Source organism: Verrucomicrobiia bacterium (assembly GCA_019634635.1).
Classification (GTDB): Bacteria; Verrucomicrobiota; Verrucomicrobiia; order Limisphaerales; family UBA9464; genus UBA9464.
This window is the reverse complement of the sequence record JAHCBB010000028.1, coordinates 17,307-42,939: the sequence shown is the minus strand read 5'-3', so window position 1 is coordinate 42,939 and position 25,633 is coordinate 17,307. Positions and strand designations below refer to the sequence as shown.

The following is a 25,633-nucleotide window of genomic DNA, read 5'->3' as shown; positions in this document are numbered from 1 at the left end:
CACCACCGGTGCGCGTGGGGCGCTCCAATGGATCCTTTGCCTGTGCCTGATGGTGGGTGTCGCCGGTTGTCGCCCCACCGATCCGGATTCGGCCGCCGACCCGGAATCGGGCACGCGTCGGCTCCGGGTGCTGACCACGTTCACCATCCTCCAGGACATGGCCCGCAATGTCGCCGGCACGAACGCCGTGGTGGAATGCATCACCAAGCCGGGTGCGGAGATCCATGACTACGAGCCGACACCCCAGGACATCGTCAAGGCCCAGGCCGCCGACCTGGTCCTCTGGAACGGCCTTGGACTGGAGCGCTGGTTTGAACGGTTCTTCGGCAGCGTGCGGGACGTTCCCAGCGTGGTCTTGAGCGACGGCATCGAACCGCTGGGAATCCGCAGCGGCCCCTACACCGGCAAGCCAAACCCGCACAGCTGGATGTCCCCCTCCAATGCGGTCCTGTACGTGGAAGCCATCCGGCAGGCGCTGGTTCGGCTCGATCCGGCGAACGCCGCGGCCTACGACGCCAACGCCGCGGCCTACATCGGACGACTGCGGGAGATTGATTCCCGGCTGCGCGCGGTGCTGGCCGGCATTCCCGAGGAGCGTCGCTGGCTGGTGACCAGTGAGGGGGCCTTTACCTACCTGGCGCGGGATTATGGCTTGAAGGAACTGTACCTGTGGCCCGTGAATGCCGATGAGGAGGCCACGCCCCAGCAAGTCCGGGAGGTCGTGGACCAGGTCCGTCGGCACCACATTCCCGTTGTGTTCAGCGAAAGCACCATCAGCGACCGGGCGATGCGACAGGTCGCGAAGGAGACCGGGGCGCGCTACGGGGGCGTCCTCCATGTGGACTCGCTGACCGGACCCGACGGACCCGCACCCACCTACCTCCGCCTCCTGGAGGCGAACGTTCAGACCGTGGCCCGCGGCCTTGCTGCGCCCTGAATCCCCGCCCACGACGCATGGCCCCCAATTCACGCCCCGCCGCCGGACCGGTCCGGACCGACCTCGCCGTCAATGGGGTCACGGTCACCTATCCCAACGGCGTGATCGCGGTTCGCGACGTGACCTTCCACCTGGATCCCGGATCCATCTGCGCCCTCGTCGGCATCAACGGCTCGGGAAAATCCACCCTCTTCAAGGCGATCATGGGGTTTCTCCGTACGGTCGCGGGGGACATCCGCATCGGCGGCCGCCCGGTGGGCGCCGCGCTGAAGCAGAACCGGGTGGCGTACGTGCCCCAAGCCGAGGAGGTGGACTGGTCCTTTCCGGTGACCGTCGAGGACGTGGTCATGATGGGCCGCTACGGCCACATGAATTTCTTGCGCCTGGCGGGCCGCCGGGATCGCGAGGCCGTGCGGACCAGCCTCGAGCGCGTGCAGCTGGAAGGCTTTCGGAACCGCCAGATCGGCGAACTTTCGGGTGGCCAGCGCAAGCGGGTCTTCCTGGCGCGTGCGCTGGCCCAGGAGGCACATCTGATCCTCCTGGACGAACCGTTCACCGGCGTGGACGTGAAGACCGAGGCGGCAATCGTGGACCTTCTGCGGGAACTCCGGTCCTCCGGGCACCTGGTCCTGGTTTCCACCCACAACCTCGGTTCCGTGCCCGAATTTTGCGACCATGCGGTGATCATCCAACGCACCCTGATCGCCGCCGGTCCGATGGCAGCGACGTTCACCGAGGCCAACCTCGCCCTCGCCTTCGGCGGGGTGCTGAGACATTTCCGCTTCGACCAGTCCACCGTGCAACCGCACGACGGGCGCGCCATCACGGTGCTCACGGACGACGAACGACCCCTGGTTCTCGGCAAAGACGGCCACCTGGAATTCACCGAGCGGAGCCGCCACGAGGATGTGGTCCGCGCCCGAACCACGCCGGAGGACGAGGGATAGGGATGAGCCCCGGCATCGGCGTCCTCACACTTCCATGACCTCCCCGCTGCTCATCCCCTTCCAGTATGAGTACCTGGTCAAGGCGATCTGGGTCAGTGCGCTGATCGGGGGCGTGTGCGGACTGTTGTCCTGCTTCATCACGCTCAAGGGGTGGTCCCTGATGGGGGATGCCCTGTCCCATGCGGTGGTGCCCGGAGTGGCGCTGGCGGCAATGGCCGGGCTGCCCTTCGGCGCCGGCGCGTTTGCGGCAGGGTTGCTCGCTGCCGGCGGGATGGGATTCATCCGGGCGCGGACCTCCCTCCGCGAGGACGCGGTCATCGGCGTGGTGTTCACCACCTTTTTTGCGGCGGGACTGCTGATGATTTCCCTGCGCCCCAGCGGCCTGAGCCTTCGAACCATCATCCTGGGCAATCTGTTGGGGATCTCGAGGGGCGACATCCTCCAGGTCGTGGTCATCGCGGCGATCACCCTGGGGGTGCTGGCGGTGCAGTGGAGGGACCTCGTCCTGTATTGCTTTGACCCGCAGCAGACGCGGGCGCTCGGGCTGAACCCGCTGCGGTTGCATTTCACGCTGCTCACCCTGCTGGCCGCGACCGCGGTCGCCTCGCTCCAGGCGGTCGGCGCCTGCCTGGTCGTCGCCACCCTGATCACACCCGGGGCCACCGCCTACCTGCTGACGGACCGTTTCGGACGGATGATGTTCCTGGCCGGCGGCTTGGGTGCGGTCACCGGGGCGGCGGGCGCCTACGCGAGCTACTTCGTCAACGGATCCCCGGGTGGCTGCATTGTCGTGCTCCAGACGCTGATCTTCCTGACGGTGCTGGTGTTCGCCCCGCGTCACGGGATGCTGGCCGGCCGCGTCCGCATCCCCGCATGAACTGGAGCGCCCCGTTTCAGTTCGAGTTCATGCGGACTGCCCTCGCGGTCGGTCTGGTCATCGGCACGGTCTGCGCCGTCCTCTCCTGCTTTCTGGTGCTCAAGGGGTGGTCCCTCATGGGCGACGCCATCTCGCATGCGGTCCTGCCGGGCATCGTGCTCGCCTACATTGCCGGCCTGCCCATCGCCCTCGGCGCCTTCGCTTCCGCACTGGTCTGCACGATCGGGACCGGATTCATCAAGTCCCACAGTCGCGTCAAGGAGGACACCGTCCTGGGGGTGGTCTTCACCGGAATGTTTGCCCTCGGCCTGGTTCTGTTCACCCGCGTCGAATCGGATCAGCATCTCAATCACATCCTGTTCGGCAGCCTTTTGGGACTGCCCCGGAATCAGGTCGTTGAGACGGCCGGAATCGGGTTGGCCGCGCTCCTCCTCACCTGGATCCTGCGAAAGGATCTGCTGCTGTTCTGCTTCGATCCGGGGCACCTGCGCACCATCGGACGGAATCCCCAGGTGATGAATTACGTCCTGCTGATCCTGCTGTCGTTGACGATCGTCACCTCGCTCAAGGCGGTGGGCATCCTGCTCGTGGTGGCGATGCTGGTGACGCCGGGATGTGTCGGATTGCTCCTGGCCGACCGGTTTCCCCGCGTGATGGCCATCGCGGTCGCCACGGCCGTGATGGCCACAACGGTCGGGACGTATGTCAGCTTCTTCCTGAACGCGTCCACCGGTGCGTGCATCGTCCTGGCGCAGTCCACGCTGTTTGTCCTGGCGCTTCTGTTGGCCCCGAAGCGCGGCCTGCTGGCGGCCCGCGGGCGGTCCGCAGCGGCCCCGGCCGGCCGGGCCGCCGAGGCCGACCCGGCCGCATCCCGCTGAGCTGAGTGGTTACGGGGCGTCGGGCACCCGCATCCGCAGTTCCGCCTGCGCCAGGATGTCCTGGGCGAGCGGGTTGCTCCACCACTGCCACTGCAGGGACTGCTGGGCCATTTGCCGGGCCTCGGCAATACGCCCCTGCTGCAGCAGGTACCAGGCGATGGCGTTCTGGATCTCGATGTCGTTCGGTCCGAGCCGAAGGGCCTCGGCAAACGCAGCGGCCGCGATCTCCGGCTGATTCAGCCACTGGTGGGTCTTGCCGAGCGCCAGATGCGCCCGGGCATTGTGTGGATTCAGGGCAATCGCCTCCTCGAACCGGGACACGGCCTGCGCACCGTGCTCCCGCCACGCGTCCTCCCCCTGCAGGCTGAAACGCCGGTGGACTTCGCCCAGTTCATACACCGTCCGGTCGTTGTCCGGACTCTCCCGGACCGCGCGATCCAGGGCGGCGATCAACTCCGGCGAGAGGGTCCGGATCTGACGCACCCGGTTGAGCGCCAGGCCCTCGCGTCCCAGCCTGAGTGCGATCGGGAGCATCCAGGCGACCATCGTGACGGCTCCCGCGGTGAGCGCGATGCGTCCCATCCAGCGGGGCCGAAACCAGAAACGTTCGGTGGCGAACCGGATATTGGCCGCCAGCAATCCGGTCAGCAGGGCGGCCGTGACGGCGATTCCCGGAATGTGCAGGTCGAAGTCCACCACGCAGTGCACCCCGAGCCCCAGGAGGCCGACCCAGGCCCCGAGGAAAAAGGCCGTGCGATTGCTGCTGCGGGATCCCAGATCCCCGGCGGCCCGTTCCACATAGCGGCTGGAGGCCACGAGCCCCCAGGCAAACGCGGCGAAGGTCAGCCCGAAGAGGGCGGTTCCCGCGATGCCGTAATCCACGAGCAGGTTGAGGTACTCGTTGTGCACCCATACCGGCGAGGCCTGGAAGCGAGGCGGACGATACTGGGGGAACCGCACATCGAACTGCGCGGGCCCCACCCCCAGCCATTCGTGATCCCGCCACATGGCGACGGCCGGTTTCCAGAGCTCGCGGCGTCCCGCCGAGTCGGCAGTGCCCTCGGTGGTGAAGTTCTCGATGCGCGCACGGGCCTTCTCGGAGCGCGACAGAAACACGATCCCGCCGGCGACGAGCACCACCACCGCGATCGCCACCGGAAGCCGCAGCTCCCGCCGCCGCCAGCCCAGCCAGGCAAATAACACCAGGAGGGCCACCGCCGCCGCCGCCCAGCCACCGCGCGACATCGTCACGGCGATGCCGCCGGCCATGAGGAACGCGGCATAGCCGTGGAGCACCCGGGCGAGGGGTTTTCCGCGCCCGACAAAGACCTGGGCCAGCGCCAGCGGGAGCAGCAGAACGAGAAACCCGGCGAGGTGGTTGGGATTGACGAACGGGCCGCCGGCCCGCTTGACGTAGGTTGCCGGCTGCAACAGCCACAGAATGCGGTTCGAGCCGCTGACCCACTGGATCACGGCATACGCCGCCGCCAGCCCCCCGAGGGCCACCAGGGCATGCGTCACCCACTGGGTCGGTTCCTGACGGTAAAAATTGTTCAGGGCCACCAGAAACACGATCGCCGACACGACCAGCAGGAGGAACTCCCTGCGTGCGGGATAGGCCACATCCACCCCGGTCATCCGCCACGCCGCATAACCCACGAAGGCCAGGCAGGGCCATAACATCGGATGCAGCAGCAGGCGGTTGGACGGATTCAGCCAGAGGCGCGCGATCCAGACGGGCAGGGACAGCAGCGCCAGCCCGATGAGCAGCGCAAACTCACTGGTCCGGATGCCCCCAAAAATCGCCACCGCCACGGTGACCAGTGCCAGAACGATCCCCACCAACGCCTGTTCGCACACCTCGTCGAGTTTCTCCGGGTCCCACATGGTTGATTTCTGCGAACGTAGGCGGGAAGCGCCACCCGCCGGAAGCAGAACTTCCTCGGCGGCACCCCGACCTTCCTCAGCCCCCGCGGGCCCCGGATGGATCCGCCCCGGCGTCGAGCCAGGTCCGGAGTCCTGGAAACCGGCTGGAGAGCAGGGCCACCCCGGCTTCGCCCAGCACGAGCAGCGCGGTGGACACCGCATCGGCATCCGCTGCGGACCGCAGCGCGACCGCCGCCATCTGCGTCCCCGTCCCGGTCCCCGGCAGCGGAACGCCGGAACGTGGATCCATCACATGCCCGGCAGGGCTGCCGGAGTTGCCCGCAAACGAGCGCCCCCACACGGCCGACACCGACAGCGATTCGTCGTGCAGCGTCACCACGCCGCCCCCGGCGTCGCCGGGCCACCGCGCCAGCGCGACCCTCCAGCCGGTTGCTTCCGATCGCGTCCCGATGCCCACCACCGTGCTCGTGCCGCCATGCAGCAGCGCCGTCGTCACCCCCGCCTCCCGAAGGATGCCGACCGCCCGGTCCAGCGCGTATCCCTTGCCGATCCCTCCGAGATCCAGCAGGCCGGCCTCACCGTCAAACCCCACGCATCCTGTGGAGGCATCCATCACAACTCGTTCCCAGCCGCAGCGTCGCCTCGCCGCCCCGAGAACGTCGGGATCCGGGGACGCCCCCGGTTCGCCATGAAATCCCCAGGCCCGGACCAGCGGCCCGGCGGTCACGTCAAAGGCCCCGTCGGTCCGGGCGCACAGCTCGCGGGCCCGCTCCAACAGGCGGAAGGTCTCAGGCGCCACCCGCACCGGACGTCCCGGACTGGACGCGTTGATGCGGGCGATGTCCGAGTGCGGACGATACAAACTGAGCAGGTCCTCGAGGCGGTCCACCTCGTCGAGCGCCTCCTCGCCCGCCGCCCGGAGCGTTGCGGGGTTCCCGCCATGCAGCACGAACTCGAAGCGCGTCGCCATGGCCAGACGGGCGACCCGGACTTCCTGGAACAGGGCGGGCATGGAGTTCAATGGGCAGCGGCGTCCCAAGCGCTCCCTGAGAGTTCCCCGGGAGCCGTCCCCGTCGGGAAAAACGGAAACGCCGGCCCGGGAAGGGCCGGCGTCCGCGACATGGCACCCCGGGGGAGGCGGGTAACCTTCAGGTCGGGAATCAGGAATCGGCGTCCCAGCCGTAGTAGGGCACCTGAAGCTCGCGTCCCATGCCATCCTTCACCTTGCGCGTCGTCTCGTCGAAGTAGCACATGGTGCCGATGCGGTCGGAGGCCTCGGCGAGGGAGATCACCGTCTGCACCTTGACCGCGAGGTCAATGTTGGCATTGGGCTCCTTGTTGGCCCGGATGCTGTCGTAGAAGTTGCGATGGTGCGAGGCGACGCTCTCGCTGCCGAACGCCGGGCTGGTCTCCGCGTCAATCTCCTCGGCAAACGGGCGCTCCGGACGCAGTTCGACGCGGTTGCCGGCCATGGTGAGGTTGGCCCTGTGGCCGCGGATCACCTCCTGGGTCCCGAGCTCGTTGACCGTGCTCGACGTGATGTGCATCACGTAGCCGCTGGGAAACTCGGCAATCAGCTCGATGATCTCCGGCACATCGCGGACGTATTTTGTGACCTGCTCCGGCTTGCGCCCCTCCTCGAAAAGATCCGTCTTGAACGCCTTGCTGCCGATGGCGGCCACGCGAGTCGGAAACTCCGGCTTGCCGGTGGCCAGCATGTAGGGATGGAGCTTGTGCGGGAACAGGTCCCCAAGCAGCCCTGAGCAGTACGGGTAGTATTTGCGCCAGCGGAAGTAGTGGTCGGCGTTGAAGGGCATCTGCTTCTTGATCTGGTCGCCCTGCCACATCGCCCAGTTGGTATCCTCGGCCGTGCACCATGGCTGGATGGTATAGTTCCATTCCCCCCAGGGATTGTTCCGCATGTAGCTGCCCTGGAGCATGACGATCTTGCCGATCTTCCCGTCACGGATCCATTTGGCGGCCTGATGCCACTTGTCATCCGAGCATCCCTGGGAACCCACCTGAAGGACCTTGCCCGTCTTGCGGACCATGTCGTAGATCTCGAAACCCTCGGCCAGGTAACGGGTCATCGGCTTCTCGACATACACATGCTTGCCCGCCTCCATCGCGTCGCAGCAGATCCGGGTGTGCCAGTGATCCACCGTGGCGCAGTAGATGGCGTCAATATCCTTGCGGGCGAGCAACTTCCGGTAGTCTTCGTAACCCTCGGCCGGCCCGGCGCCACCCCCGGCGATCTGCTGCTTCGCCGCCTCCACCCGGTGTTTGGAAACGTCGCACACGGCCGCGAGGGCGACATTGAACTCCTGGTGGTGGGCCAGGTCCTGGCCGACATGGGCGCCGGCTCCCTGACCGCCCACGCCGATGTAGCCGCAGACAATCCGGTTGTTGGCGCCGACGACGTTGGCGGATGGCGCCTGGTTCTGGCCGTACACGGGGGTCTTGAACGACCGGACCGCGCCGGCGACGGCCAGCGCACCCGTGGTCCGACGGAGGAACTCGCGACGGGAGGGCGAAGTGGAAGAGGATTCAGTGGACATGAGCGCAGAATGCTGTGTGTAGAAACTCGTGGATTCGGACGCACAGTACCGAGCGACCATTCGAGGTCAACGCGGAAGCCGCGCGCAATTGGGGCCTGTGGCCCGTGGCTGGTTGCCCGGGTGTGTCCGGTCTCTGGCTTGGGGACGCCAAGGCCTCGGCTCACTCCGGGACGGGATCGTCCGGCATCTCACGGGCCGCGAACCGGGCGCGCTGCCAATTCCGGGAGGCCCGAACCCGGCGCACGGCCTGCGGACCCGCCAAGGCGGGCAAGCTGTCAAAGCAACCATCACGGCGCCAACTCACAGCGCTGGCCGCGGAGAGCCCAAAGGTCCCCAACAACCTGCTGGTCGAGAAGACAGGTTCATAAACTGACCTGATCGTCAGCAAGCAGCCCACCGCCCGCGCCCACTTGCTCAAGGAGGCCTTCGCTCACTTCTGGACCTACCGCTCGGTCCACTGCGCCTGCCGCTTCCTGGAAGCCTGGTGCCAGCGCACGATGCGCAGCCGCATCGAGACCATGAAGAAAGTTGCCCGTATGCTCCGCCGTCACCAACCCACTGGTACTGGTAGGAATTTGGTTTTTACGCTTCGCCGGGAAAATGCAAATCCTCATCGTGCGTGGCGAGGTGGACCCGAAACTGCAAGACGAATATACGGGCAAGAAAACGTCCTTCGCCGCCTACCGCCCCGTCATCGTCGCAGCCCGCCGACAACTCGATTGGCTGGTTGAGCAGCTAAACCGACCACCGGCATAGCTGTCGCGGCTCTGTGCGCCCACGCGGAGAGAAAACACGTCCCAAGAACCGCGCGTCGGGCGGGTTGGCAATTGCCGGCACTGGCCCGTTTACGGAGGATCAACATTCCATCATCCCACTCGGCGCAAATCGAAGATTGCAGCACCTTGGGCGGATCGTCGCACAGCTTATCTCGCAGCCCTGAGAATCTCCAAGAACTTCCTCACTTCATCGTTGACTGGAGCATTCCGGAGATTCTCCGGCGTGTCGATTTGTACGACCTCCCCATGCGCTAGGAACATGATGCGGTCGCACAAGGAAGATGCGAACTCAATGTGATGCGTTACGACGATCATTGTTAGCCCTTGCTCGCGTAGCTTGCGAACCGCCTGCATAACCTCGACGGTCAGAACTGGATCGAGTGCAGAGGTTATCTCATCAAGCAGCATCAGCTTGGGCTGCATCATGAGCGCCCTAATTATCGCCACACGCTGGCGCTGTCCTCCGGAAAGCTGCCAAACCTTTGAATACACCTTATCCGCAAGACCGAATTGCCGGCAAAGATCAACAGCTCTTGTCTCACTTTCCAAACGCCCCACGCCGCGGACTACAATCGGAGCAAGTGTCAGATTTCCGAGCACAGTGCGTTCATCCCAAAGGTTAAAGCTTTGAAAGACGAGCCCAATATCTTGGCGCAGGGCATTTATGGTTTCTTCATTCGGAGGCGAACCCGTTGCTTGTGCTTCCCGCAATCCGGTCACTCCATTAGCCGTTACCACGAGATTGTGCGGCCCGTGGTATTCGATGCGGCCTTTTTCAATGGTTTCCAGAAGATCAAGACACTTCAGCAGGGTTGTCTTGCCGCCACCACTCGGCCCGATAACACCCAGGATTTCCTGTTCCCTCAGCCCGAAAGACACTTCGCGCAACACTTCGCTGCTGCCGAATCGCTTGCAGATTCCCGCAACGCGCAGAATCTTACGACCAGCCGGGCTATGAGTGCTGTCCGTTGAGGCGGCACTCATATCACCTTGCTCGCGATGCTCCCTGTTCGAGTCCAAGTCTCAATCCACCGGGCGGCGTAGGTCGAGGGAATGACCAGAACTACATAAACAACGGCAACGACAACCCATGCCTCCAATGAGCGGGCGATGTCGGCAATTACCGTCTGCGCGGTGTAAACGACTTCCCGAACATTGATGACTGAGGCGAGGGAACTCATCTTGAGCATTCCGATGTAGAGAACCGTCATCGCGGGAATCGTCTCGCGCAGGACGTGAGGTAAGACAATGTGCCGTGTGACTTGCTTGTGCGACATTCCTAACGCGCGGCCAGCATCAATGGCACCGGTGGGCACGTTGTCAATCGCTGCCCGGACAACGTCAGCCGTGAAAGCCGCCAAGTTCAGGGCCATCGCGATGACATAAACCCAAAACGCCTGCACAGTGGTCCCGATGACCTGCTTGGTGAGCAGGTAATACATGAACAGAATCAGCACCAGCGGAGGCAAAGCGCGAACAAAGTCAATGAGCGGGTAAAGGGTGAGCCGTGCAAAGCGTCGCCGAAGCACAAGACCCGTTGCGACGCCCAAGACCGTGCCGCAGATCACGACGAGGATGGTTAACACTAACGTCGTGGCCGTTCCTGAAAGGAACGCCTGCCAATAAGGCAGGATTCTTGCGAAGTTCCAATCGTAGTTCACAACCTGGTTGTTCGGCTGTCGCTGCATGGCTCGCCACTAAACCGTTTGCTGCACACAAACAGCCAATCCCCAAACGCCATGCGTTGTTCGGGCCAAATCTGCCGGGCCGACAGAACATCAAAATGCGGAGCAAGCAGCGTTTCGAAACCCGCTTTGCTCGTCTTGTATTCACCACGCTCGCACCAGTCGTTGACCATCACATCCGCTACCGCTTGGACGACATCATCGGGCGGAGCGGTTTTGTCAATGTAGGCCATGAGGGCGCCAAACATTTCCAAGACGGCTCGTTTCCGATCTTCTTCGCACATGAAGGGAGAAATCAATTCCTCGCCAACCAGCAACAACCCGCCCTGAACTAGCTCCCGGCTGACCTTCTCGATGAACCGCGCTTGGTCCTGCCGCTCAAGATGGTGGATGCCCGCGGTGCAAATGATCAAATCAGGTGAACAATCGGGTTGGTAGACGAGCGCGTCGTTCTCGACGAATTTCACGCCAGCATACTTGTGTTCGGCGTATCTCACGTAGGGTGGGTAGATGTCGCACCCGACCGCAACGATGTCACGCCGCCTCTTGACGATTTGATTTAGGAGGAATCCCGTTCCGCACATGTAGTCCACGACAAATGCCGACTTCGGCGCGTGCTGCTCGACCCAGTCCACCGCCTCCTCCAAGACCTTGCCCCAAGGCCAATGATCGTATTCGGCTTCGTAAACTTCGGGCCCTGGCATTCGAGCCTGCGGGAACTTCGCTAGGCCCGTGAGGTGCCGCTGAATATCAGGTGCAAGTTGATTCACGCCTTCGTCACTTCCTCGCCTTGGCAGAAGGCACTTGCCACTTCCGAGCCAGCGCATCGAGAATGCCTGTGCTTTCAAGGTTCCGCAGGCACACCGTTAGAAATTCAGCGCTGCGTGCATCATCAGGCCGGAGGGCGAATCCTGCAGGCATCGCTGCGGGGGGATTGTCCAGCCACAAAGCCTTCACGGTGTCGGCATGCTCATTCACGAAACGCTGCGCGCTCGCCCCATCAGCAATTGCTACGTCCGCACGTCCGGCCACGACCTCGTTGAAGACTTGCAGCAGGTCCGTAGCCGTTTGAACACTAACTATTTTCGGGTTCGTGAACCTGGTCTTCACCAGCGTTTCACTCGCCCAACCCTGACCAACGGCTATGGTGATCCCTGCGCGGTCCAGGCTCGCAAAGTCTGTAAAGCGGGAATCGTCCTTGCGGACGACCGCAATGCCGTCGGCGAAGTAGGCGTAAGGCGCGGTGAATGCGAACTCGCGAGCCCTCGGAATCGTTTGGAAGATCGGGTCGGCGATGACATCGAACTCACCGCGTTTCAAGTTCGCGCTCATCGTGTTCCAGTTTAGTCGATGCCAGACTACCTTGCATTTCGACTCCTTCGCGATCTGCTCAATCAAGTCAACGCTGAAACCGGAAACCGCCTTGGTGTTTGGGTCTTCTTGTGTGTAAGGCGGGTAAACGCCGTAACCCGCGTGCAATTCACTATTGCTATTGATCCTAGCCAAAAGGCCGCTCACCGCGTTCGGTTCGCTTGTTGGCGTCCCAGTTCCAGACCGATGGAAGTAAGAAGCTGTCCCGATCAACAGCGAGACAACTGCTACCGCCAACGCGATGTATGCTACCGGCGTTCGTGCTGAATTTGTCGCTTGCATGGTGTTTGTTGTCGCTGTTTACGTGACGGAATATTGTTTGATTTTCTCGCGCAACTGATTTGCCACGGCATCTGCGTCGTTCCGCATGGCTTCCTGGCATTGACTCTTAAGAAGCTCGACATACCCCTCCACAACGCCGAGCCTCTGGGCAAGATTCTCCAAGCTGAATGGCTCTATTCCTGCATCACGAAGTTCACTCGACACATCTTCATCGGGTTTACCTTCCCACGGGGCATCCTTCCACTCTGTTTTGCTCACCAAAGCAGACCCAAAAGCTTTGGTGATTTCGGCTTGCCAGTCCTTATCCTCTGGCGGGTAAATGAATCCCACGGGAATGGGAGCTTCGCATTTCATCTCTCGGTCTTCAGAAGTGAATTGGGCGTCCTTGGCCGTCGGGGACTTTAGCTCGTCTGAATGTCTCTTGAGATAATCGTTCAACTCATCCTTCGAAATCCGCCACATCTGATTTTTAACGCAGTGATCGCAAATCACTATCCTTCTCAGCGGATCGACTTCCAGCCAGCCGCGCAGTTCGAGCGCGCTCTTGAACCGGGTAAGAATCCGTTTGCCGCCGTAGCTCCTTCGCTTTGCCTGAAGGACTGCCCTGTGCGCTTCTAGGGCAGCCACTGTCTCTCCGATCGTGCCGATAAGAATCTCCTCCCCAGAAGTATCCAGCGTGTTCACGATTCGCTCGCCTGTGGTGAGGTTGGGATTCTTCAGAAAATCGTGCCGGTAAGCCTTGCTCGCGCTGTTCGCAATGCAGGCGATACTTTTTACCCACCCAAACTGAATAATATCAACATGCCGGCTGCGAGGCCCGGTCTTGAAGTATGGGTCGCAACAAAAGTCGTAACTATTCTCCAACAGATACGTAGAAAGATTCTCGGGCGTGATAGCACCTTTGGCTTCGCGGGAGCTTTCCGCAACGCCAAGCGAGCGGCATAAGTTCGCGATAATAGATTGCGTGAGGATCGAATACCGACTCTCGCTGCCACCAACATACTCCTCATCCGAGTAAATAAGTTCGGGCTGGGTGTCCCGCTCAAGAATCGCTCTTCTTACCGGCATCGATAATTCGTGCCGCTTAGTTTCTGGCCCCTCATAAATTCGCTTTGGCCCGTCTTGGACCAGAAACCGTTGGGAATCACCAATGGGATCTTTCGCTGAGGCGATGTAAACGTCACCGTCCGGGGTCATCCACAAGTCTTGTTCGTCTGGAAGAGGAAAGGGACGGGGTAGTTCTTTCAGTTTTCCCGCAGCCACCAAACCAGCAATGTGCTCACGGGAGTATGGACGACTGCTCTCGAACCCATAAAAGAATGGCCCGTCGGCTTTTCCCGCATATCGTGAAATGAAGGGAACCACAACCCACCTGTCTTTTTCCGGGGGCTGGCTAGAATAATGGGTGACAAGCAGCATGGCGCGTGTCGTTAGCGAGTCAATTCATGCAACCGAGACTCAGCATCCTGAATCGTCGGCGGATACTCGCCATGTGCCAAAATGTAACGGCATACGGCTGTTGATGCTTGCACGAGGCTTGCGCCTGGAGTCCTGTTGCGATAGGCGTAGCGCAACACACGGCATCCGGGGTGGTTTCTTGCAAATTGAACCGACCGATCCGAAAGGCTGCCAAATCGAGTTGATCCGGCTGCGTCTGCAGCCTGTAGTTCTGGCCACAGAATCGCGTCGAACTCGCTTACCGGCACAGCGTCTCTGAAATGAAACTCAAACTTCCACTTCCAGTGTTCCCGTTTGTAAGCCTCTTCGAGATAAAACTCGATTGCGCCCCAATAATACCAGAAGTTCTTGTGGCGCGTGCGGACTTCGCGAGCGCACAACTCTCGCGCATCGCTTGGAAGAAGAAACTCCCCCTGAGCAGATTGAGGATTGTCATCTTCGCAAATAGACTCGGTCGAGCCGAGATCGCGCCGGCTTGCATTGCACCGTGGAAATGCTTCAATTCCTCCCTGCACAAAAATGCCAAACGCCGGTCGCGGACCAGTGGACAAAGTGGAGTAGTAGGGGTCGTGGACGCCGAGGTATGCGAATACGAACCGATCCAGTCCAACGGCACGAGCCCGGATCATATGTCGTGTTTCCTCACCACCCTTCGTCAGCGCAGTAGCACGGCGTTTCTCGTCAGACAAGAGACCCCTGTCGGATTCGAGAATGGATTGGCAGAGGTCGGCTCGCCCATTGAGATCAGGGAAGGTGTGGGTGACCGGCGTTTTGATCGCTTCCGTTTCACTTGTGGTTAGGGGTGCGACATCCACACTGCCCCGCCATCGGTTGAAATTGGCACGCATCAACTCTTCCGTCAGGTCTGTTGTAACATCGAAGGTCATGTTTCAGATGGAATCTCTGAAGTCAACGTGAGGAATTAGCATCATTGCGTTGGCGGCGTTGGTGCGGGCGCGGGTTTACTACTGGTAAGAATTTGGTTTTTACGCTTCGCCGGGAAAGGGAGATTTGGTTGCAATGTCCCGACCTTTAGAGTGAGTCCAACTCGCGATTTGGGCGGTGTCAACTGCCAATTTTCGCCTGCGGCGAAGCTTCTCCGAGGCGGGAGAGGGTCGAGGGGTTGTTGAAGGCCGCCAGAGGGGGCAGGGATCCCAGTGCACTACCCGATTCCGGGGTGTCGCTTGCAGGCTGGCGTCCATCGGCTGATCAGGCTTCAGTCGGTGAGGACGTTGTCGTAGTCCGGCATCGGGGAGGTTTCGATCAAGAACTCGCCGTCGTGGAGAGGCGCGGGATCATTGCCGGAGGGGGCGGACGATGGGGACTCGGATACCTCGTCCCTCCCTCTCGGTGGAGGTGGGGACCGGGCCGGGGCGAAGGTGGCGGGTCCACACCAGAGATTGAGATGGCGGAGGATCTTCTCGATGGCGACGGGCTCTTCGATCAGGGCGATGAAGCGCATCGCCTTGCGGCACTCGGGGCATTGGAGGGGATCGGTATGCCACGCCTGCCGGATGAGGTCCCGCCACTTGCGGGCGGGCAGCTTGGCCGGTGGTGGAGGCGAACCCTTGGGCCAAGCCACCGTCGCAGCGGGATTGGCGCGGCTCCGGCAGCCGCGGCTCTTGTTCGAATACAGCCCGTAGTACCGGATCATTTGGGCGCCCCGGTCGGGGATGTGCTGCGAGAGCGCCGCCAGAAAGTCCTCCGCGGCGAAGACCTCAAAGTTGCGGTGGATCTTGGGATTGAGCCGCGAGCGGTAGATCACCACGTCCCCGGGTTGTTCCAGGGTGATCTTGGCCGCAGAGAACGGGTTGCGCAGGATGTACTGGCAGAGTGCCTCCCGTTCGGCGCGATTTTCCGGGGGCACACTCCGGGTGGCGTCCACGTTGAATCCGGTGTGCTTCCAGCCGCGCATGCGCTCGACCAGTTGCGGGGAAATCCGATGCAACCGGAGGAGTTCGGCGAAGATCCGGTCCCGAAAGACGGATTCCAGAATGCCGTGTGGGATCTCGGGAGCGGGGTGCCACTGGCCCTCGGAATCCAGCAGTCCCTCGGCAACCAGGGCGTGGATGTGGGGGTGGAAGTCGAGGTACTCGCCGAAGGTGTGAAGGGTGAGGAGGAAGGCGGGGCGCCCGCGAGGCAATCCGAGGGCGGTGCGCAGGAGTTGGGTCAGCGTTTGCTGCGCGACGGTACAGAGGCGCCTGTACAACGACGATTATTTTTCCCGGTGACGACGATTAAAATTCCCCACTTGGGGTGAGGGGTTTTTCGGTTCGTCCGGCGAAGCCGGACGACGGGCGAGTGCCCGTGGGTCCTGTGGCTTGCCGCAAGATGATCACCGAAAAGCAATGCGGGCGGCTCCGGAAAGAGTTTGCCCCCACCCACAACATGAAACTGAGTGCCCTGAAGGCTGGGGTCGATCGCAAGACGGCCCGGAAGTATCTGCAAACCCAAGCGTCCCCGGAACAACTCCAAAAGCCCCATCGGTGGCGCACCCGGGCCGATCCATTGGCCGACGTGTGGCCCAAGGCCAGCGCCATGCTGGCCGAGGCTCCGGAGTTGGAGGCCAAGGCGTTGTTCGATTTCCTGGCCGCACAACCCGGGAGCGGACTGAAGCCCGGACACATCCGGACCTTTCAAAGAAGGGTGCGCCAATGGCGGGGAACCGCCGGTCCGGAACAGGAGGTGATGTTCGGTCAGTCGCGAGTGCCCGGTGGGCTGTTGCAGGTGGATTGGACGCATCCCGGCCAACTCCAGGTGACCGTGCAGGGCCAACCCTTGGACCATCTGCTCTGCCACGGAGTGTTGGCCTACTCCAACTGGCAATGGGCGGTGCGGTGCCAGTCGGAGTCGTTTCTGAGCTTGGTGGCCGCGGTCCAAGCCTGCCTGAGCCGCCTGGGAAAGGCTCCCCAGTGTCTGGGGACGGACAACAGCAGCGCGGCGACCCACGAGATTGACGCCGGCAAACGGGCCTACAACCCGGACTACCTGGATCTGTGCACCCACTACGATCTGAGCCCCGTGACGATCCACGTGGGCTGTCCCCACGAGCAGGGGGACGTGGAGTCGGCCAACCGACACCTGAAGCGTCGCCTGGAGCAGCATCTGCTGCTGCGGGGAAGTCGGGATTTCGCGTCGGTGGAGGCCTACGACCAGTTCCTGGCCTCGGTGTTGGAGTCAGCCAATGTCGGACGCCAAACCCGGCTGGTGGAGGAACTGGCGGTGATGCGGCCCCTGCCACCGAACCGGCTGGCGGAGTACCGCGAGTTGTTCGTTGCGGTCAGCTCGCAGAGCACGATTCGGGTCAAGAACGTCAGCTACTCGGTTCCATCCCGGCTCATTGGACAACGGGTGCGGGTCGAGCGCTACGAGGCGGAACTGAAGGTGTTTCTGGGCCGCGAACTGGTGCTTCAGCTACCCCGGCAGCGGGGCGACCGCGGAGCCTTGATCGATTTCCGCCATGTGGTGGGACCCCTGCTGCGAAAGCCCGGCGCCTTCGCCAATTACCAGCACCGGGAGCAGTTGTATCCGGCCCCTGGATATCGGGCGGCCTACGACCGACTGGTGGCCGACCACGGCGAACGCCCGGGAGTCGTCGAGTACCTGCAGGTGCTGCGGGTGGCTGCCGAGCACGGCGTGGAGGTTGTGGCGGATCGCTTGACCCATTGGCTGGGACAGAACCAGAAGTGGACGGCCCTGATGGTGGCCCGCGAGCTCTCCCCAACGCAGGGCGAGTGGCTCAAGACGCCGGAACTGGTGGCCGACCTCCAAAGCTATGACGCCCTGCTTGGATCGGAGGTGCCCCATGTCAGCTGATCCCCTGGGCCTGCTGCTGCGCTCCTTCAAACTGCCCACCATGGCCCAGCGCTATCCGGAGACCCTGGCGAGCGCCCAGGCCCAAGGGTGGGACTGCCGCCGCTTCCTCCTGGATCTGTGCGAGGCCGAGGCCGCGGATCGCAAGGAACGCCGCCGGGAACGCCTGCTCAAAGAGTCTGGACTGCCGACCGGAAAGACCCTGGGCACCCTCGACGAGGAGCAACTGCCGGCCAAAATCCGCCGACAGTGGCCCACCCTCCTGGAAGGCGGCTTCGTGGAGCGGGCCGAGAACGTGCTGGCCTTCGGCCTGCCCGGGCGCGGGAAAACCCACTTCCTGGCCGTTCTGGGCCGCGAGCTCATCCTGCGCCACGAATACCCCGTGTACTTCACCCCGACCTTCAAGCTGGTCCAGCAACTCCTGGCGGCCAAGGCGGCGCTCAAGCTCACAAGCCTGCTCCAGCGGTTCGACCGCTACCGGGTCGTCATCCTCGACGACCTCGGATACGTCCAGCAGAGCCGCGAGGAGATGGAAGTGCTCTTCACCTTCCTGGCCGAACGCTACGAGCGGCGCAGCGTCATGATCAGCAGCAATCTGGTCTTCTCCAAGTGGGACCAGATCTTCAAGGACCCACTGACCACCATGGCCGCTGTTGACCGCCTCGTGCATCACGCCCACATCCTGGAGTTCGACAACCCAAGCATCCGCGCCACCCAGGCCAAGAAGCGCGCCAAGGACTGAACCCACCGCGGCCCGCGCCCTGGGTGGTTCCGCTTCGGAAGGTTCGCCTACGGCTCACCTTCCTCCGCTCCACCACCCAGGGCGCCATCCCCCAAAACCACCCCTCACCCCAAGTGGGGAATTTTAATTGTCGGCAGAGGGGAAGAATAATTGTCGTTGAACAGGCGCCGGAGGAGGTTGCGATCCCGGCGGAAGAGCGGTCGCAGCAGCTTGGGCAAGGCGAGGACGACGTGTCGGTGGGGGACGGGAAGCAGGATGTGGTCCACCAGATGGGCGGCGGTTTGCAGAACCTTGCGTTGATGGCAGGAGGGACAAAACCAGCGTCCCTTGCAGGAGAAGGCGACGAGGTATTCGTGCGCGCAATGGTCGCAGCGGACACGGGCGAAGCCGCGCTCGAGGATGCCGCATTGAAGGAACTTCCCGAAGACCTCGGAAACGACGGGGCGCAGGGGGCCCAGACGGGGTTCGTAGGCGTCGGGATAACGGTCCACGAAGGTGTCGTGGTGACGCTGGACACACTGCCACACCGGGGATTTTCGAGGGTTGCGGGACCGGTAGGTTTTCATGCCCGGCTTCTGGGGATTCGAGCGTCCTGAAGCAAAGGGCAGTGGAACCGATCGCGGGAGAACCGGGCATCGGCGGATTTGGGGAGGACGATTGGTACAAGCCCCCGTCTTGAGTGCTGTCAGTGAGGGGATCGGCGAATGCCGTTTCAGCGAACATCATGATGACAGAGCGGCCAAGGGCAGGCGCTTTGCGGACAGCGGGAGACACGGTCCGACAGCCCAAATGGACGCTTGCGGCAGTCCATGGGTCGTCTTCGCGTGAATGCGGGGCCTGCGGGGTCGGGAAGGGTCGGTTGCCGCCGCGGACGGGGCCTATTTCGGCGGCTCGGGTTTGGGAGCCGGCAATAGGGCGAGGATGTCCTGCTGCTTCAGGTACCAATCGCGCAAGGTTCGCGAGAGCATCGAGTCCTTGAATTCCTTGAAGTTTTCGATGTTCAAGGCGCCTTCCACGTCCTCCTTGAAATGCTTGTTCAAATCGGTCTTGGCATCGAGCGCCCAGCCGCGGAAGGAGCCGGTGTTGTCGTTCAAGGCCTTGGCGGCGGCGAGGCGCGTTTCGTGGTCGAACCGGTAGTCCACGACCTCGACGATGCTCTTGTCCACCTTGCCCTTGAGTCGTTGGGCGTCGTCCTTGGCCGTGAGGATCCATCGGGCAAAATCCATGATCCTCTTCTCCAGCACCGCCGTGATGTCGTCTTCGCCGATGGCCTCATTGGCGGCCATGCCAAGGTCGCGGGGCGCGTCCTCCAGGCGGAGCCCGACCTGCTTGAGCACCTCGCGTTCGAATTCCTCAAAGTGCCGTCGTGCTAAAGTGACAGGTTCATAGATTGACACACCGCTCGGCTGTGCGCCCGGTTCCAGACTGCCCCTCGTGGCCCTATGTCTGGAGCCCCGGCTTGGGGGCGGCGTTGCCCACCGAGGCGCAGTGGGAATATGCGTGCCGGGCTGGAAACCAGTCGGCCTTCAACGATGGCTCGGTCTGCACGAAGCCCGACGGCGAAGATCCGGCGTTGGACCGCTTGGGCTGGTTTGGCGAAAGCAGCAAAGGCAAGACGCATCCGTTGAAGCAGAAGTTGTCGAATGGCTGGGGCCTTTACGACCTGCACGGGAACGTGTGGGAATGGTGCCGGGATCGGTGGAACCACGAGGCCTATGCCGCGCGAGCAGAGGGAGTGACGGATCCGGTGGTGGAGTCCAACGACCCGGAGGCCCCCCGCGTCGTCCGCGGCGGCTCCTGGGACTACCGGGCTCGCTTCTGCCGCGCGGCCATCCGCAACGACAGGCGCCCCGGCTACCGCTGGGACAACCACGGTTTCCGGCTGGCCGCAGGTCAAGAGCTCGTGGCGGCGGAGCCGCAGGGCGCGGAGCGCCCCCCGCCGGAGAGGCGGAGCCGGGGCTGAGGGACGAAGCCCGGAGGCGGGCCGCAATCATGGATCAACGGGAACAGGTCTGAGATGCTTACAGAGGGACAGGTCCGTCGCATCGTGGCGCCGCCGGTTGGCGTCCCACAAGCGCCGCACCCGCTTCGCCCGCGTCTTCCCCAACGAACCCTCCCTCCTGCGCCGGGTCTCCGCCCTGCTCACCGAGATCTCCCAGGACTGGGAAACCGGTGTGTCCATCTTTGAACCTGTTCCACTGACTCATCGCCTTCCTTCAGACCGAACCACAATCCCATGGGAGCCGGCTGCCTGACCGTCCGCACCTGCAGATCCCTCAGCACGCCGATTCCGGGCAGGAATTTGGTTTTGACGCTTTGCCGGGAAATGCTCCGGGCTCCGTGCTACTCCGCACCACTCGCCTTTCTTCCGCCGCGGACGATGTGCTTTGCCGTGTCCGCCACGGCAAGCAGTCCGTTCGCGGTCTGCACGGCCCGGGTCACGAGTTCGCGCGCGCCTTCGCGCAGACCCGGGTCGGTCTGCACGAAGCTGACGTTGCCTTCCATGTCCTCCGCCGTCCAGCCGCGGCTGTGCGCGACGAACGGGAACTGGGGAAACGTGAAGCCGAGTTCGCTGAAGAAGGCGAGCATTTGCCCGGCGACGCCCTGCACATTGTCCTGCCCGCCGGTGATGATGAACGCCGCGACCTTGTTTTGGATGAGCGCCACGTCGTTGAGCGTGACCTGGTTTTGCACACAGTTCATCCGCTCGGCCATTTTGAAATAGAGCGAGCTGGCTGCGCCCCAGCGAATCGGCGTGGCCACGAGCACCACGTCGGCCCAATGCACGAGCGCCTCATACACGGGTTCGAGTTCGTCCTCGGCGTCCATCTGGGTGAGCGTGCAGGGCCAGGTGCAGGCCGGCGCGGCTTTGGAGTAGTAGCCTTCGCAGTGCTTGAACTTCACCTCGGCGAGCTTGATGAGCCGGGATTCACAGCCGAGCGCACCACGTGCGTGCGCGAGCGCTTCGGCCAACAGATCCTCCGAAGTCGAATAACGCGGTGCTTCGGCGTCCATGCCGGTCGTGGAAATGCCAAACACGCGAATCGGCCCGGGCTCGCGTTTGACCGGGCGCGCGAGACGATGCGGCTCGCGCCGCGGTGCCTTCGCCGGCGTGGCGGTGTCGAAACGAATCCACAACGCGCCGTCCGCCTCTCGCAATTCATAAGCGGCCACGGCGATGGGATGTCCTTTTGCGGATTTGCCATCGCAACGGTGGAAACTCCAGCCGTGCCACGGGCAAACGATGGCGTCGCCCGCGAGTTGCCCCTCGCTCAGCGGCCCGCCGACGTGCGGACAACGTCCGGCGATCGCACCGAATTTGCCGTCCTTGAACGAAAGCGCGATGGACTTGTCTGCGATGGAAATTTGCTGGAGTTCACGTTGCTTCAACTCGTCGAGCGCGCCGACGCGTTGCCAGGGAGGGTCCGTTTTGTTGGCGAGCATGGCGAAAGGATAGTGGCGCCGCAGGAGTGGGAATTCAGTAACACCGATCCTCCCATGATACCAAGATGCTAAGGTTTGCTTTGACGGTCGCAATGATACGAACGACCTCGGCGGATTCGAAGTACTGCTGTGGGCCAGAATCCAGATGTCGGGTGCCTGCATCGAACACGATCCGGACTGTGGACTTTCCTTCAGGTCGGATGCTCAGGCGGTGCTCTCCTCCCGCCGAAATACTCCCAATGCGCTCCGAGAATCCTGAGCCTGACACCACGACATTGCTGAGTGTGAGAGATGACTGGTTGTTGATGGTGAGGACTGGAGCACGCGAACAGCCCGCAGCCGCCAGGACCACCGTCACGATGGCGATGAGAATCCGGGGGGGGCATTGGTTCATTCCGAATGGACAAGTTGAGCGACAGCTTGTCTGTCGTGCGTCCATTCGTACTGCAAGGACGGATCGTCTGTAAAGTTCTGTTTGGCATGGGGTTATTGGTTTTGGCGGTCGGCCGATTGGGCAATCGTCCGCAACGGGCGTCGGGCGAATGGTCGCACCGCAATTTCGGGCGTTTCGATCCTGCTGGAAGCGCGATGGTTGCAAAAGGAGCCTGTCGTGCGATGGACCCATATCACGACAGGTCGCCGGGCGGGTCCCGACTTCTTGCGAGGGACGGATGCCCGCCCTTCCCTCCGTGCCCTGGTGGTGAGCCGACCGTTTCCAGAGCCACAGGCGGGCCTCGGCATCCATCCCCCCAGGGATGGCGCTGATGCCCAACCCGAGGCCGTCGCTGAAAGAGCCGGTGCACGAAGTCATGCGCTGTCATCACGACGCCCGGCGGACCGAACGGACCTGTTGAGGGTGGATCGTGCGGTTGCTCCGCCACCACCGGCACCCCGCGTCGGCCGCCGGCGCCGGACGGCGGCATCCGAAGAGCCTCGGAGCACCAGGCAATGGGGTCGCACCGCAACCTTTGACATCCTGAGGTGAAGCGGGCCCATCCCGCATCGAATGAGTGAGGGTGCTGCGGGTTGCGTTGGTTGATGAGCGATATCCTGTGACAGACCGGGTGAACGGACGGGAGACGTTGTGGGTGAGCGTGCAATTTCCCGAGCTTTCCACTGGACCCGATGATTGAGGTGCCATTGATTGACCGGTCCATGCACGCGAATCATGACTCGGGCATCCGATTGAATCGGCGGGATTTTCTCCGCACGGCCGGGGGGACAGCGACCGCGTTGGCGCTCGGGCGGACGCAGGCATTTGCGCAATCCTTGCCCGCCGGGCCGGGCGTGATCCGGTTTGCCGTGATCGGGGACTTCGGTCAGACCTTCGCCGACCAGACGTTTCCGCTCGACCACGTGGCAGCGATGATCCGGAGTTGGAACCCGGACTTTGTGGTTTCGGTCGGGGACAACAACTACCAGCTCGGCCTTGCCGCGACGGCCGATGTGAACATCGGGAAGAATTTCTCGGCGTTCATCTATCCCAAGTCCACCGAGATCCCTGTCGAATACCCGCATCCGCCCGGCGCTCCCCTCTACAACCGGTTCATCCCATGCCTGGGGAATCACGATTACGGGGACGTGCAGAACACGCACATCCCCACGACGGCGAACGTGGCCCTGAGCCAGCCGTATCTCGACTACTTCCGGCGGGCCCTCCGCGAGGGATTGTCCGCTGCGCCGAATACCACGGTCGCCTTCGCGGACCACGCGGTGGGGCAGACCTACAAGCAAGGCTTCTTCACCGGAGAGGTCGAGGATTATGCACCGTTCAGCGAGGCGCAGAATTTGCGGTTTTTCGACGTGCGGCTGGGCACCGCCTCCGGTCCGGGTTCGGTGCACCTCTTCGTTTTCGACAGCAATCCCACCACGCCCTATGGGCGGTTCCACCAGAACCGGCCCGTGCCCAACCGCGACGGCTCGGACAGTCCCTACACCGAGATCGCAACCCAGGGGGCGTGGCTGCAGCGGCGGCTCGCGTCCAGCACCGCACGCTGGAAGATCGTCATCTTCCATGATCCGCCCTACAACTCCGCCGCCGGTGCTGAGAACGCCGCCTACCAATACACCTACATGCGCTGGCCGTTCCAAGCCTGGGGCGCAACGGCGGTCATCAGCGGACACGTGCACAACTACGAGCGTCTGGAAATGCCTGACGCGGACGCCGACGGCCAGCCGCTCCACGGTCAACCGACGATCCCGTATTTCGTCAATGGAGCCGGCGGATTCATCCCGGAGCAGGGGTTCGACCCCTCCTTTGTCATTCGCGGCAGCAAGGTGCGCGTTTCCCAGTACGGCGCGCAGCTCGTCACAGCGGACGACAATTCGATCAACTTCCTCTTTTTTGACCTTGATGGCGTGCTGCGGGATGTGAAGACGATTTATGCAAGTCCGCAGACCGGTGCTTCGCAGGTGGAATTCAGTGGCCGGGAATTCCCGGTCAACGCCGCGCCCGGAACGGTGCAGATTCCTGTCACGCGCCTGGGCGATGCGAGCCAGCCGCTCTCGGTGGATTTTGCCACCGTGGACGGGACGGCCCTCGCGGGGGTCAACTATGTCGCAACCTCGGGCACGCTGCACTTTGCGGCCCACGAGAGGGAGAAGACGATCCCGGTCACCATTGAGCCGCCGCCAGTATTCGGTCCGGGCGTCGTGCCCTGGGAGTCGCTCATCTTCTCCGTCACCCTCACTTCGCCCACCCCGGGCATCCTGGGGTTTTTCAGCCTGGCCTCGGTGATCCTGGTCAACACCGTCAATACGCCGCTCACAGACCAGGGCCTCTTCATCGTCCAAACCTTTCGCGACCTCTTTCAGGTTGATCCCACGCCGGCGGAACTCGCTGCGGCCGGGGCTGCCATCGGTGCCGAGGATCTTGCGTTGGCCCGCGCCAAGTGGATTTACCAGCTGCTGATTTCCAACGATGCGACGGAGCCGGTCTTCCGCGTCGCGCAGATCTACGCGCCGTTCATCCTGTCGGTGATCGCCGTCATTGAGAATCGTGCGATCCCGCCAAGCTTCGCGGACCTGCAGGACGGCATCCACCTCTACCTCGAAGCGGCGGACACCGACGACGCATTGACCAAGGTCAGCACAGCGTTCAACCAGAACCTGCTCGAAGTCTTCAACGACAAGGTTCCCGGTTTCGCCACGGACAACACGTTGTTCATCCAAACGATCTACCTGGCCGCCATAGCAAGGTCCTCGTCCGAGTTTTCGCAGGCGAACCTTTCGTCGGCCGCCAACCAGGCCGATCTCCGGTACTGGCTGCCGCTGTTGGAATCCGGCACGCCTGCCGAACTTGCCGCCCGGCGGAATCTCATGCTCGGGAGGATCTCGACGCAGCGTTTCGATCCGCCGCCGGCAGCGGGCATGACGCCTTTCGACCTGACCGCGAAGAACAAGAACGCGGTGCGGGTCTCCATGGTGCTCGCCGGGCTGCTGCGGCAGCAGTTGACCTATCCCGACTTATTCAACGGCTACCTCTTTCCCGTGGATCAGGGCGGAGAAACCATCCTCATTGACCACATTTACAACATCATCCAATCAGCCGACTACGCTGCGCGCTTTCGCGTCACCTCCTATGAGGGCTTCATTGACTCGGTGAAAGGCGGTCTCCCCCCCGACGACAGGCTTCCCGGTGCCGATCCCGAAGGCGACGGCCTCACCAACTTCGAGGAATATTCCTTCGCCCTCGCGGACGGGCCGTCGGCAACCTCCCCGGTCACCGGGATCGAAATCGAGAACTCCGACGGCCAGACTTATGCGCTGTTTTCCTACCGCCAGGCGGCGAATGTAAAGCGAGTCGAATTCGTGGTCCTCACCTCCAACGATCTAAAGACCTGGTCCGTGGCCTCGAACGCGGTGGCCTCGGGCGGTGTGGACATGGGAACCTACATCAAGAGGCGCGTCAGGATCGGCGTTCCCGCATCCACGGACCGGCTGTTCATACGCCTCGTCGTCCGTCCCCGATCCTGAAGC

At 62.8% G+C, this 25,633-nt stretch carries 22 protein-coding genes; 9 read left to right on the top strand and 13 right to left on the bottom strand.

The features are described from left to right. Window positions 1-49: 49 nt before the first annotated feature. The 4 genes from KF791_16125 to KF791_16110 are packed head-to-tail and all read left to right on the top strand — an operon-like array spanning window position 50 to window position 3,639. A complete protein-coding gene (locus tag KF791_16125) occupies window positions 50-937 on the top strand; it encodes a metal ABC transporter substrate-binding protein (protein MBX3734104.1) in 888 nt (295 codons plus the stop codon). Window positions 938-954: 17 nt separating this feature from the next. Further along, on the top strand, window positions 955-1,884 hold the full coding sequence (locus tag KF791_16120; protein MBX3734103.1) for an ATP-binding cassette domain-containing protein: 930 nt from the start codon (window positions 955-957) through the stop codon (window positions 1,882-1,884). Window positions 1,885-1,918: 34 nt separating this feature from the next. Beyond that, window positions 1,919-2,761, top strand: a complete 843-nt coding sequence (locus KF791_16115) for a metal ABC transporter permease (protein MBX3734102.1) — start codon at window positions 1,919-1,921, stop codon at window positions 2,759-2,761. Further along, complete coding sequence (locus tag KF791_16110) at window positions 2,758-3,639, top strand: metal ABC transporter permease (GenBank protein MBX3734101.1); 882 nt, start codon at window positions 2,758-2,760, stop codon at window positions 3,637-3,639. The genes KF791_16115 and KF791_16110 overlap by 4 nt, the downstream gene beginning before the upstream one ends. 9 nt (window positions 3,640-3,648) lie before the next feature. Here KF791_16110 and KF791_16105 read toward each other — a convergent pair whose 3' ends face one another. The 3 genes from KF791_16105 to KF791_16095 all read right to left on the bottom strand — a co-directional run bounded on the left by KF791_16105 (window position 3,649) and on the right by KF791_16095 (window position 8,084). Then, window positions 3,649-5,526, bottom strand: coding sequence for an O-antigen ligase family protein (locus KF791_16105; protein ID MBX3734100.1), 1,878 nt, complete (start codon window positions 5,524-5,526; stop codon window positions 3,649-3,651). Between the two features lie 76 nt (window positions 5,527-5,602). Further along, window positions 5,603-6,538: an FAD:protein FMN transferase gene (locus KF791_16100; protein MBX3734099.1), complete on the bottom strand. Its 936-nt coding sequence runs from the start codon at window positions 6,536-6,538 to the stop codon at window positions 5,603-5,605. Between the two features lie 148 nt (window positions 6,539-6,686). After that, window positions 6,687-8,084 carry a Gfo/Idh/MocA family oxidoreductase gene (locus KF791_16095; GenBank protein ID MBX3734098.1) on the bottom strand — a complete coding sequence of 466 codons (1,398 nt, stop codon included), beginning with the start codon at window positions 8,082-8,084 and terminating at the stop codon, window positions 6,687-6,689. Between the two features lie 410 nt (window positions 8,085-8,494). Here KF791_16095 and KF791_16090 point away from each other — a divergent pair, with 410 nt between their 5' ends. Continuing rightward, a complete protein-coding gene (locus KF791_16090) occupies window positions 8,495-8,815 on the top strand; it encodes a transposase (protein ID MBX3734097.1) in 321 nt (106 codons plus the stop codon). Between the two features lie 192 nt (window positions 8,816-9,007). Here the strand turns inward: KF791_16090 and KF791_16085 are convergent, their stop codons facing one another. The 7 genes from KF791_16085 to KF791_16055 all read right to left on the bottom strand — a co-directional run bounded on the left by KF791_16085 (window position 9,008) and on the right by KF791_16055 (window position 15,865). Then, window positions 9,008-9,844: an amino acid ABC transporter ATP-binding protein gene (locus KF791_16085; protein ID MBX3734096.1), complete on the bottom strand. Its 837-nt coding sequence runs from the start codon at window positions 9,842-9,844 to the stop codon at window positions 9,008-9,010. Continuing rightward, entirely contained in the window at window positions 9,841-10,521 is a 681-nt protein-coding gene (locus tag KF791_16080; GenBank protein ID MBX3734095.1) for an amino acid ABC transporter permease, read from the bottom strand. The genes KF791_16085 and KF791_16080 overlap by 4 nt, the downstream gene beginning before the upstream one ends. Further along, entirely contained in the window at window positions 10,518-11,315 is a 798-nt protein-coding gene (locus tag KF791_16075) for a class I SAM-dependent methyltransferase (GenBank protein ID MBX3734094.1), read from the bottom strand. Before KF791_16075 ends, KF791_16080 begins: the two co-directional genes overlap by 4 nt. 7 nt (window positions 11,316-11,322) lie before the next feature. Then, the gene (locus KF791_16070) at window positions 11,323-12,063 is read right to left on the bottom strand and encodes an amino acid ABC transporter substrate-binding protein (protein ID MBX3734093.1); all 741 of its coding nucleotides are present in this window, start codon (window positions 12,061-12,063) and stop codon (window positions 11,323-11,325) included. A 153-nt stretch (window positions 12,064-12,216) separates the two neighbouring features. Continuing rightward, on the bottom strand, window positions 12,217-13,617 hold the full coding sequence (locus tag KF791_16065; protein ID MBX3734092.1) for a hypothetical protein: 1,401 nt from the start codon (window positions 13,615-13,617) through the stop codon (window positions 12,217-12,219). Between the two features lie 11 nt (window positions 13,618-13,628). Beyond that, on the bottom strand, window positions 13,629-14,543 hold the full coding sequence (locus KF791_16060; GenBank protein MBX3734091.1) for a hypothetical protein: 915 nt from the start codon (window positions 14,541-14,543) through the stop codon (window positions 13,629-13,631). 329 nt (window positions 14,544-14,872) lie between these two features. Beyond that, window positions 14,873-15,865 carry a transposase gene (locus KF791_16055; GenBank protein MBX3734090.1) on the bottom strand — a complete coding sequence of 331 codons (993 nt, stop codon included), beginning with the start codon at window positions 15,863-15,865 and terminating at the stop codon, window positions 14,873-14,875. 179 nt (window positions 15,866-16,044) lie between these two features. On the opposite strand from KF791_16055, the gene istA reads away from it, so the two are divergent. Both istA and istB read left to right on the top strand, forming a co-directional pair. Further along, on the top strand, window positions 16,045-17,472 hold the full coding sequence (istA, locus tag KF791_16050) for an IS21 family transposase (protein MBX3734089.1): 1,428 nt from the start codon (window positions 16,045-16,047) through the stop codon (window positions 17,470-17,472). Further along, complete coding sequence (gene istB / locus KF791_16045; protein MBX3734088.1) at window positions 17,462-18,211, top strand: IS21-like element helper ATPase IstB; 750 nt, start codon at window positions 17,462-17,464, stop codon at window positions 18,209-18,211. The genes istA and istB overlap by 11 nt, the downstream gene beginning before the upstream one ends. A 104-nt stretch (window positions 18,212-18,315) precedes the next feature. Here istB and KF791_16040 read toward each other — a convergent pair whose 3' ends face one another. After that, entirely contained in the window at window positions 18,316-18,777 is a 462-nt protein-coding gene (locus KF791_16040) for a transposase zinc-binding domain-containing protein (GenBank protein MBX3734087.1), read from the bottom strand. Window positions 18,778-19,089: 312 nt separating this feature from the next. Continuing rightward, entirely contained in the window at window positions 19,090-19,608 is a 519-nt protein-coding gene (locus KF791_16035) for a hypothetical protein (protein ID MBX3734086.1), read from the bottom strand. 11 nt (window positions 19,609-19,619) lie between these two features. Here KF791_16035 and KF791_16030 point away from each other — a divergent pair, with 11 nt between their 5' ends. Then, the gene (locus tag KF791_16030) at window positions 19,620-20,174 is read left to right on the top strand and encodes a formylglycine-generating enzyme family protein (GenBank protein ID MBX3734085.1); all 555 of its coding nucleotides are present in this window, start codon (window positions 19,620-19,622) and stop codon (window positions 20,172-20,174) included. 380 nt (window positions 20,175-20,554) lie between these two features. Here the strand turns inward: KF791_16030 and KF791_16025 are convergent, their stop codons facing one another. Beyond that, window positions 20,555-21,655, bottom strand: coding sequence for a Rieske 2Fe-2S domain-containing protein (locus tag KF791_16025; GenBank protein ID MBX3734084.1), 1,101 nt, complete (start codon window positions 21,653-21,655; stop codon window positions 20,555-20,557). A 1,125-nt stretch (window positions 21,656-22,780) separates the two neighbouring features. On the opposite strand from KF791_16025, the gene KF791_16020 reads away from it, so the two are divergent. After that, window positions 22,781-25,630 (top strand): metallophosphoesterase, encoded by a 2,850-nt coding sequence (locus tag KF791_16020; protein MBX3734083.1) that lies wholly within the window; start codon window positions 22,781-22,783, stop codon window positions 25,628-25,630. Window positions 25,631-25,633: the final 3 nt, after the last annotated feature.

Coding starts and splice junctions, on each gene's coding strand:
- KF791_16085 (MBX3734096.1), bottom strand. CDS start 9,844: ATGAGTGCCGCCTCAACGGACAGCACTCATAGCCCGGCTGGTCGTAAG.
- istB (MBX3734088.1), top strand. CDS start 17,462: ATGTCAGCTGATCCCCTGGGCCTGCTGCTGCGCTCCTTCAAACTGCCC.
- KF791_16020 (MBX3734083.1), top strand. CDS start 22,781: ATGATTGAGGTGCCATTGATTGACCGGTCCATGCACGCGAATCATGAC.
- KF791_16120 (MBX3734103.1), top strand. CDS start 955: ATGGCCCCCAATTCACGCCCCGCCGCCGGACCGGTCCGGACCGACCTC.
- istA (MBX3734089.1), top strand. CDS start 16,045: ATGAAACTGAGTGCCCTGAAGGCTGGGGTCGATCGCAAGACGGCCCGG.
- KF791_16095 (MBX3734098.1), bottom strand. CDS start 8,084: ATGTCCACTGAATCCTCTTCCACTTCGCCCTCCCGTCGCGAGTTCCTC.
- KF791_16025 (MBX3734084.1), bottom strand. CDS start 21,655: ATGCTCGCCAACAAAACGGACCCTCCCTGGCAACGCGTCGGCGCGCTC.
- KF791_16060 (MBX3734091.1), bottom strand. CDS start 14,543: ATGACCTTCGATGTTACAACAGACCTGACGGAAGAGTTGATGCGTGCC.
- KF791_16110 (MBX3734101.1), top strand. CDS start 2,758: ATGAACTGGAGCGCCCCGTTTCAGTTCGAGTTCATGCGGACTGCCCTC.
- KF791_16115 (MBX3734102.1), top strand. CDS start 1,919: ATGACCTCCCCGCTGCTCATCCCCTTCCAGTATGAGTACCTGGTCAAG.
- KF791_16100 (MBX3734099.1), bottom strand. CDS start 6,538: ATGCCCGCCCTGTTCCAGGAAGTCCGGGTCGCCCGTCTGGCCATGGCG.
- KF791_16125 (MBX3734104.1), top strand. CDS start 50: ATGGTGGGTGTCGCCGGTTGTCGCCCCACCGATCCGGATTCGGCCGCC.
- KF791_16105 (MBX3734100.1), bottom strand. CDS start 5,526: ATGTGGGACCCGGAGAAACTCGACGAGGTGTGCGAACAGGCGTTGGTG.
- KF791_16065 (MBX3734092.1), bottom strand. CDS start 13,617: ATGCTGCTTGTCACCCATTATTCTAGCCAGCCCCCGGAAAAAGACAGG.
- KF791_16040 (MBX3734087.1), bottom strand. CDS start 18,777: ATGAAAACCTACCGGTCCCGCAACCCTCGAAAATCCCCGGTGTGGCAG.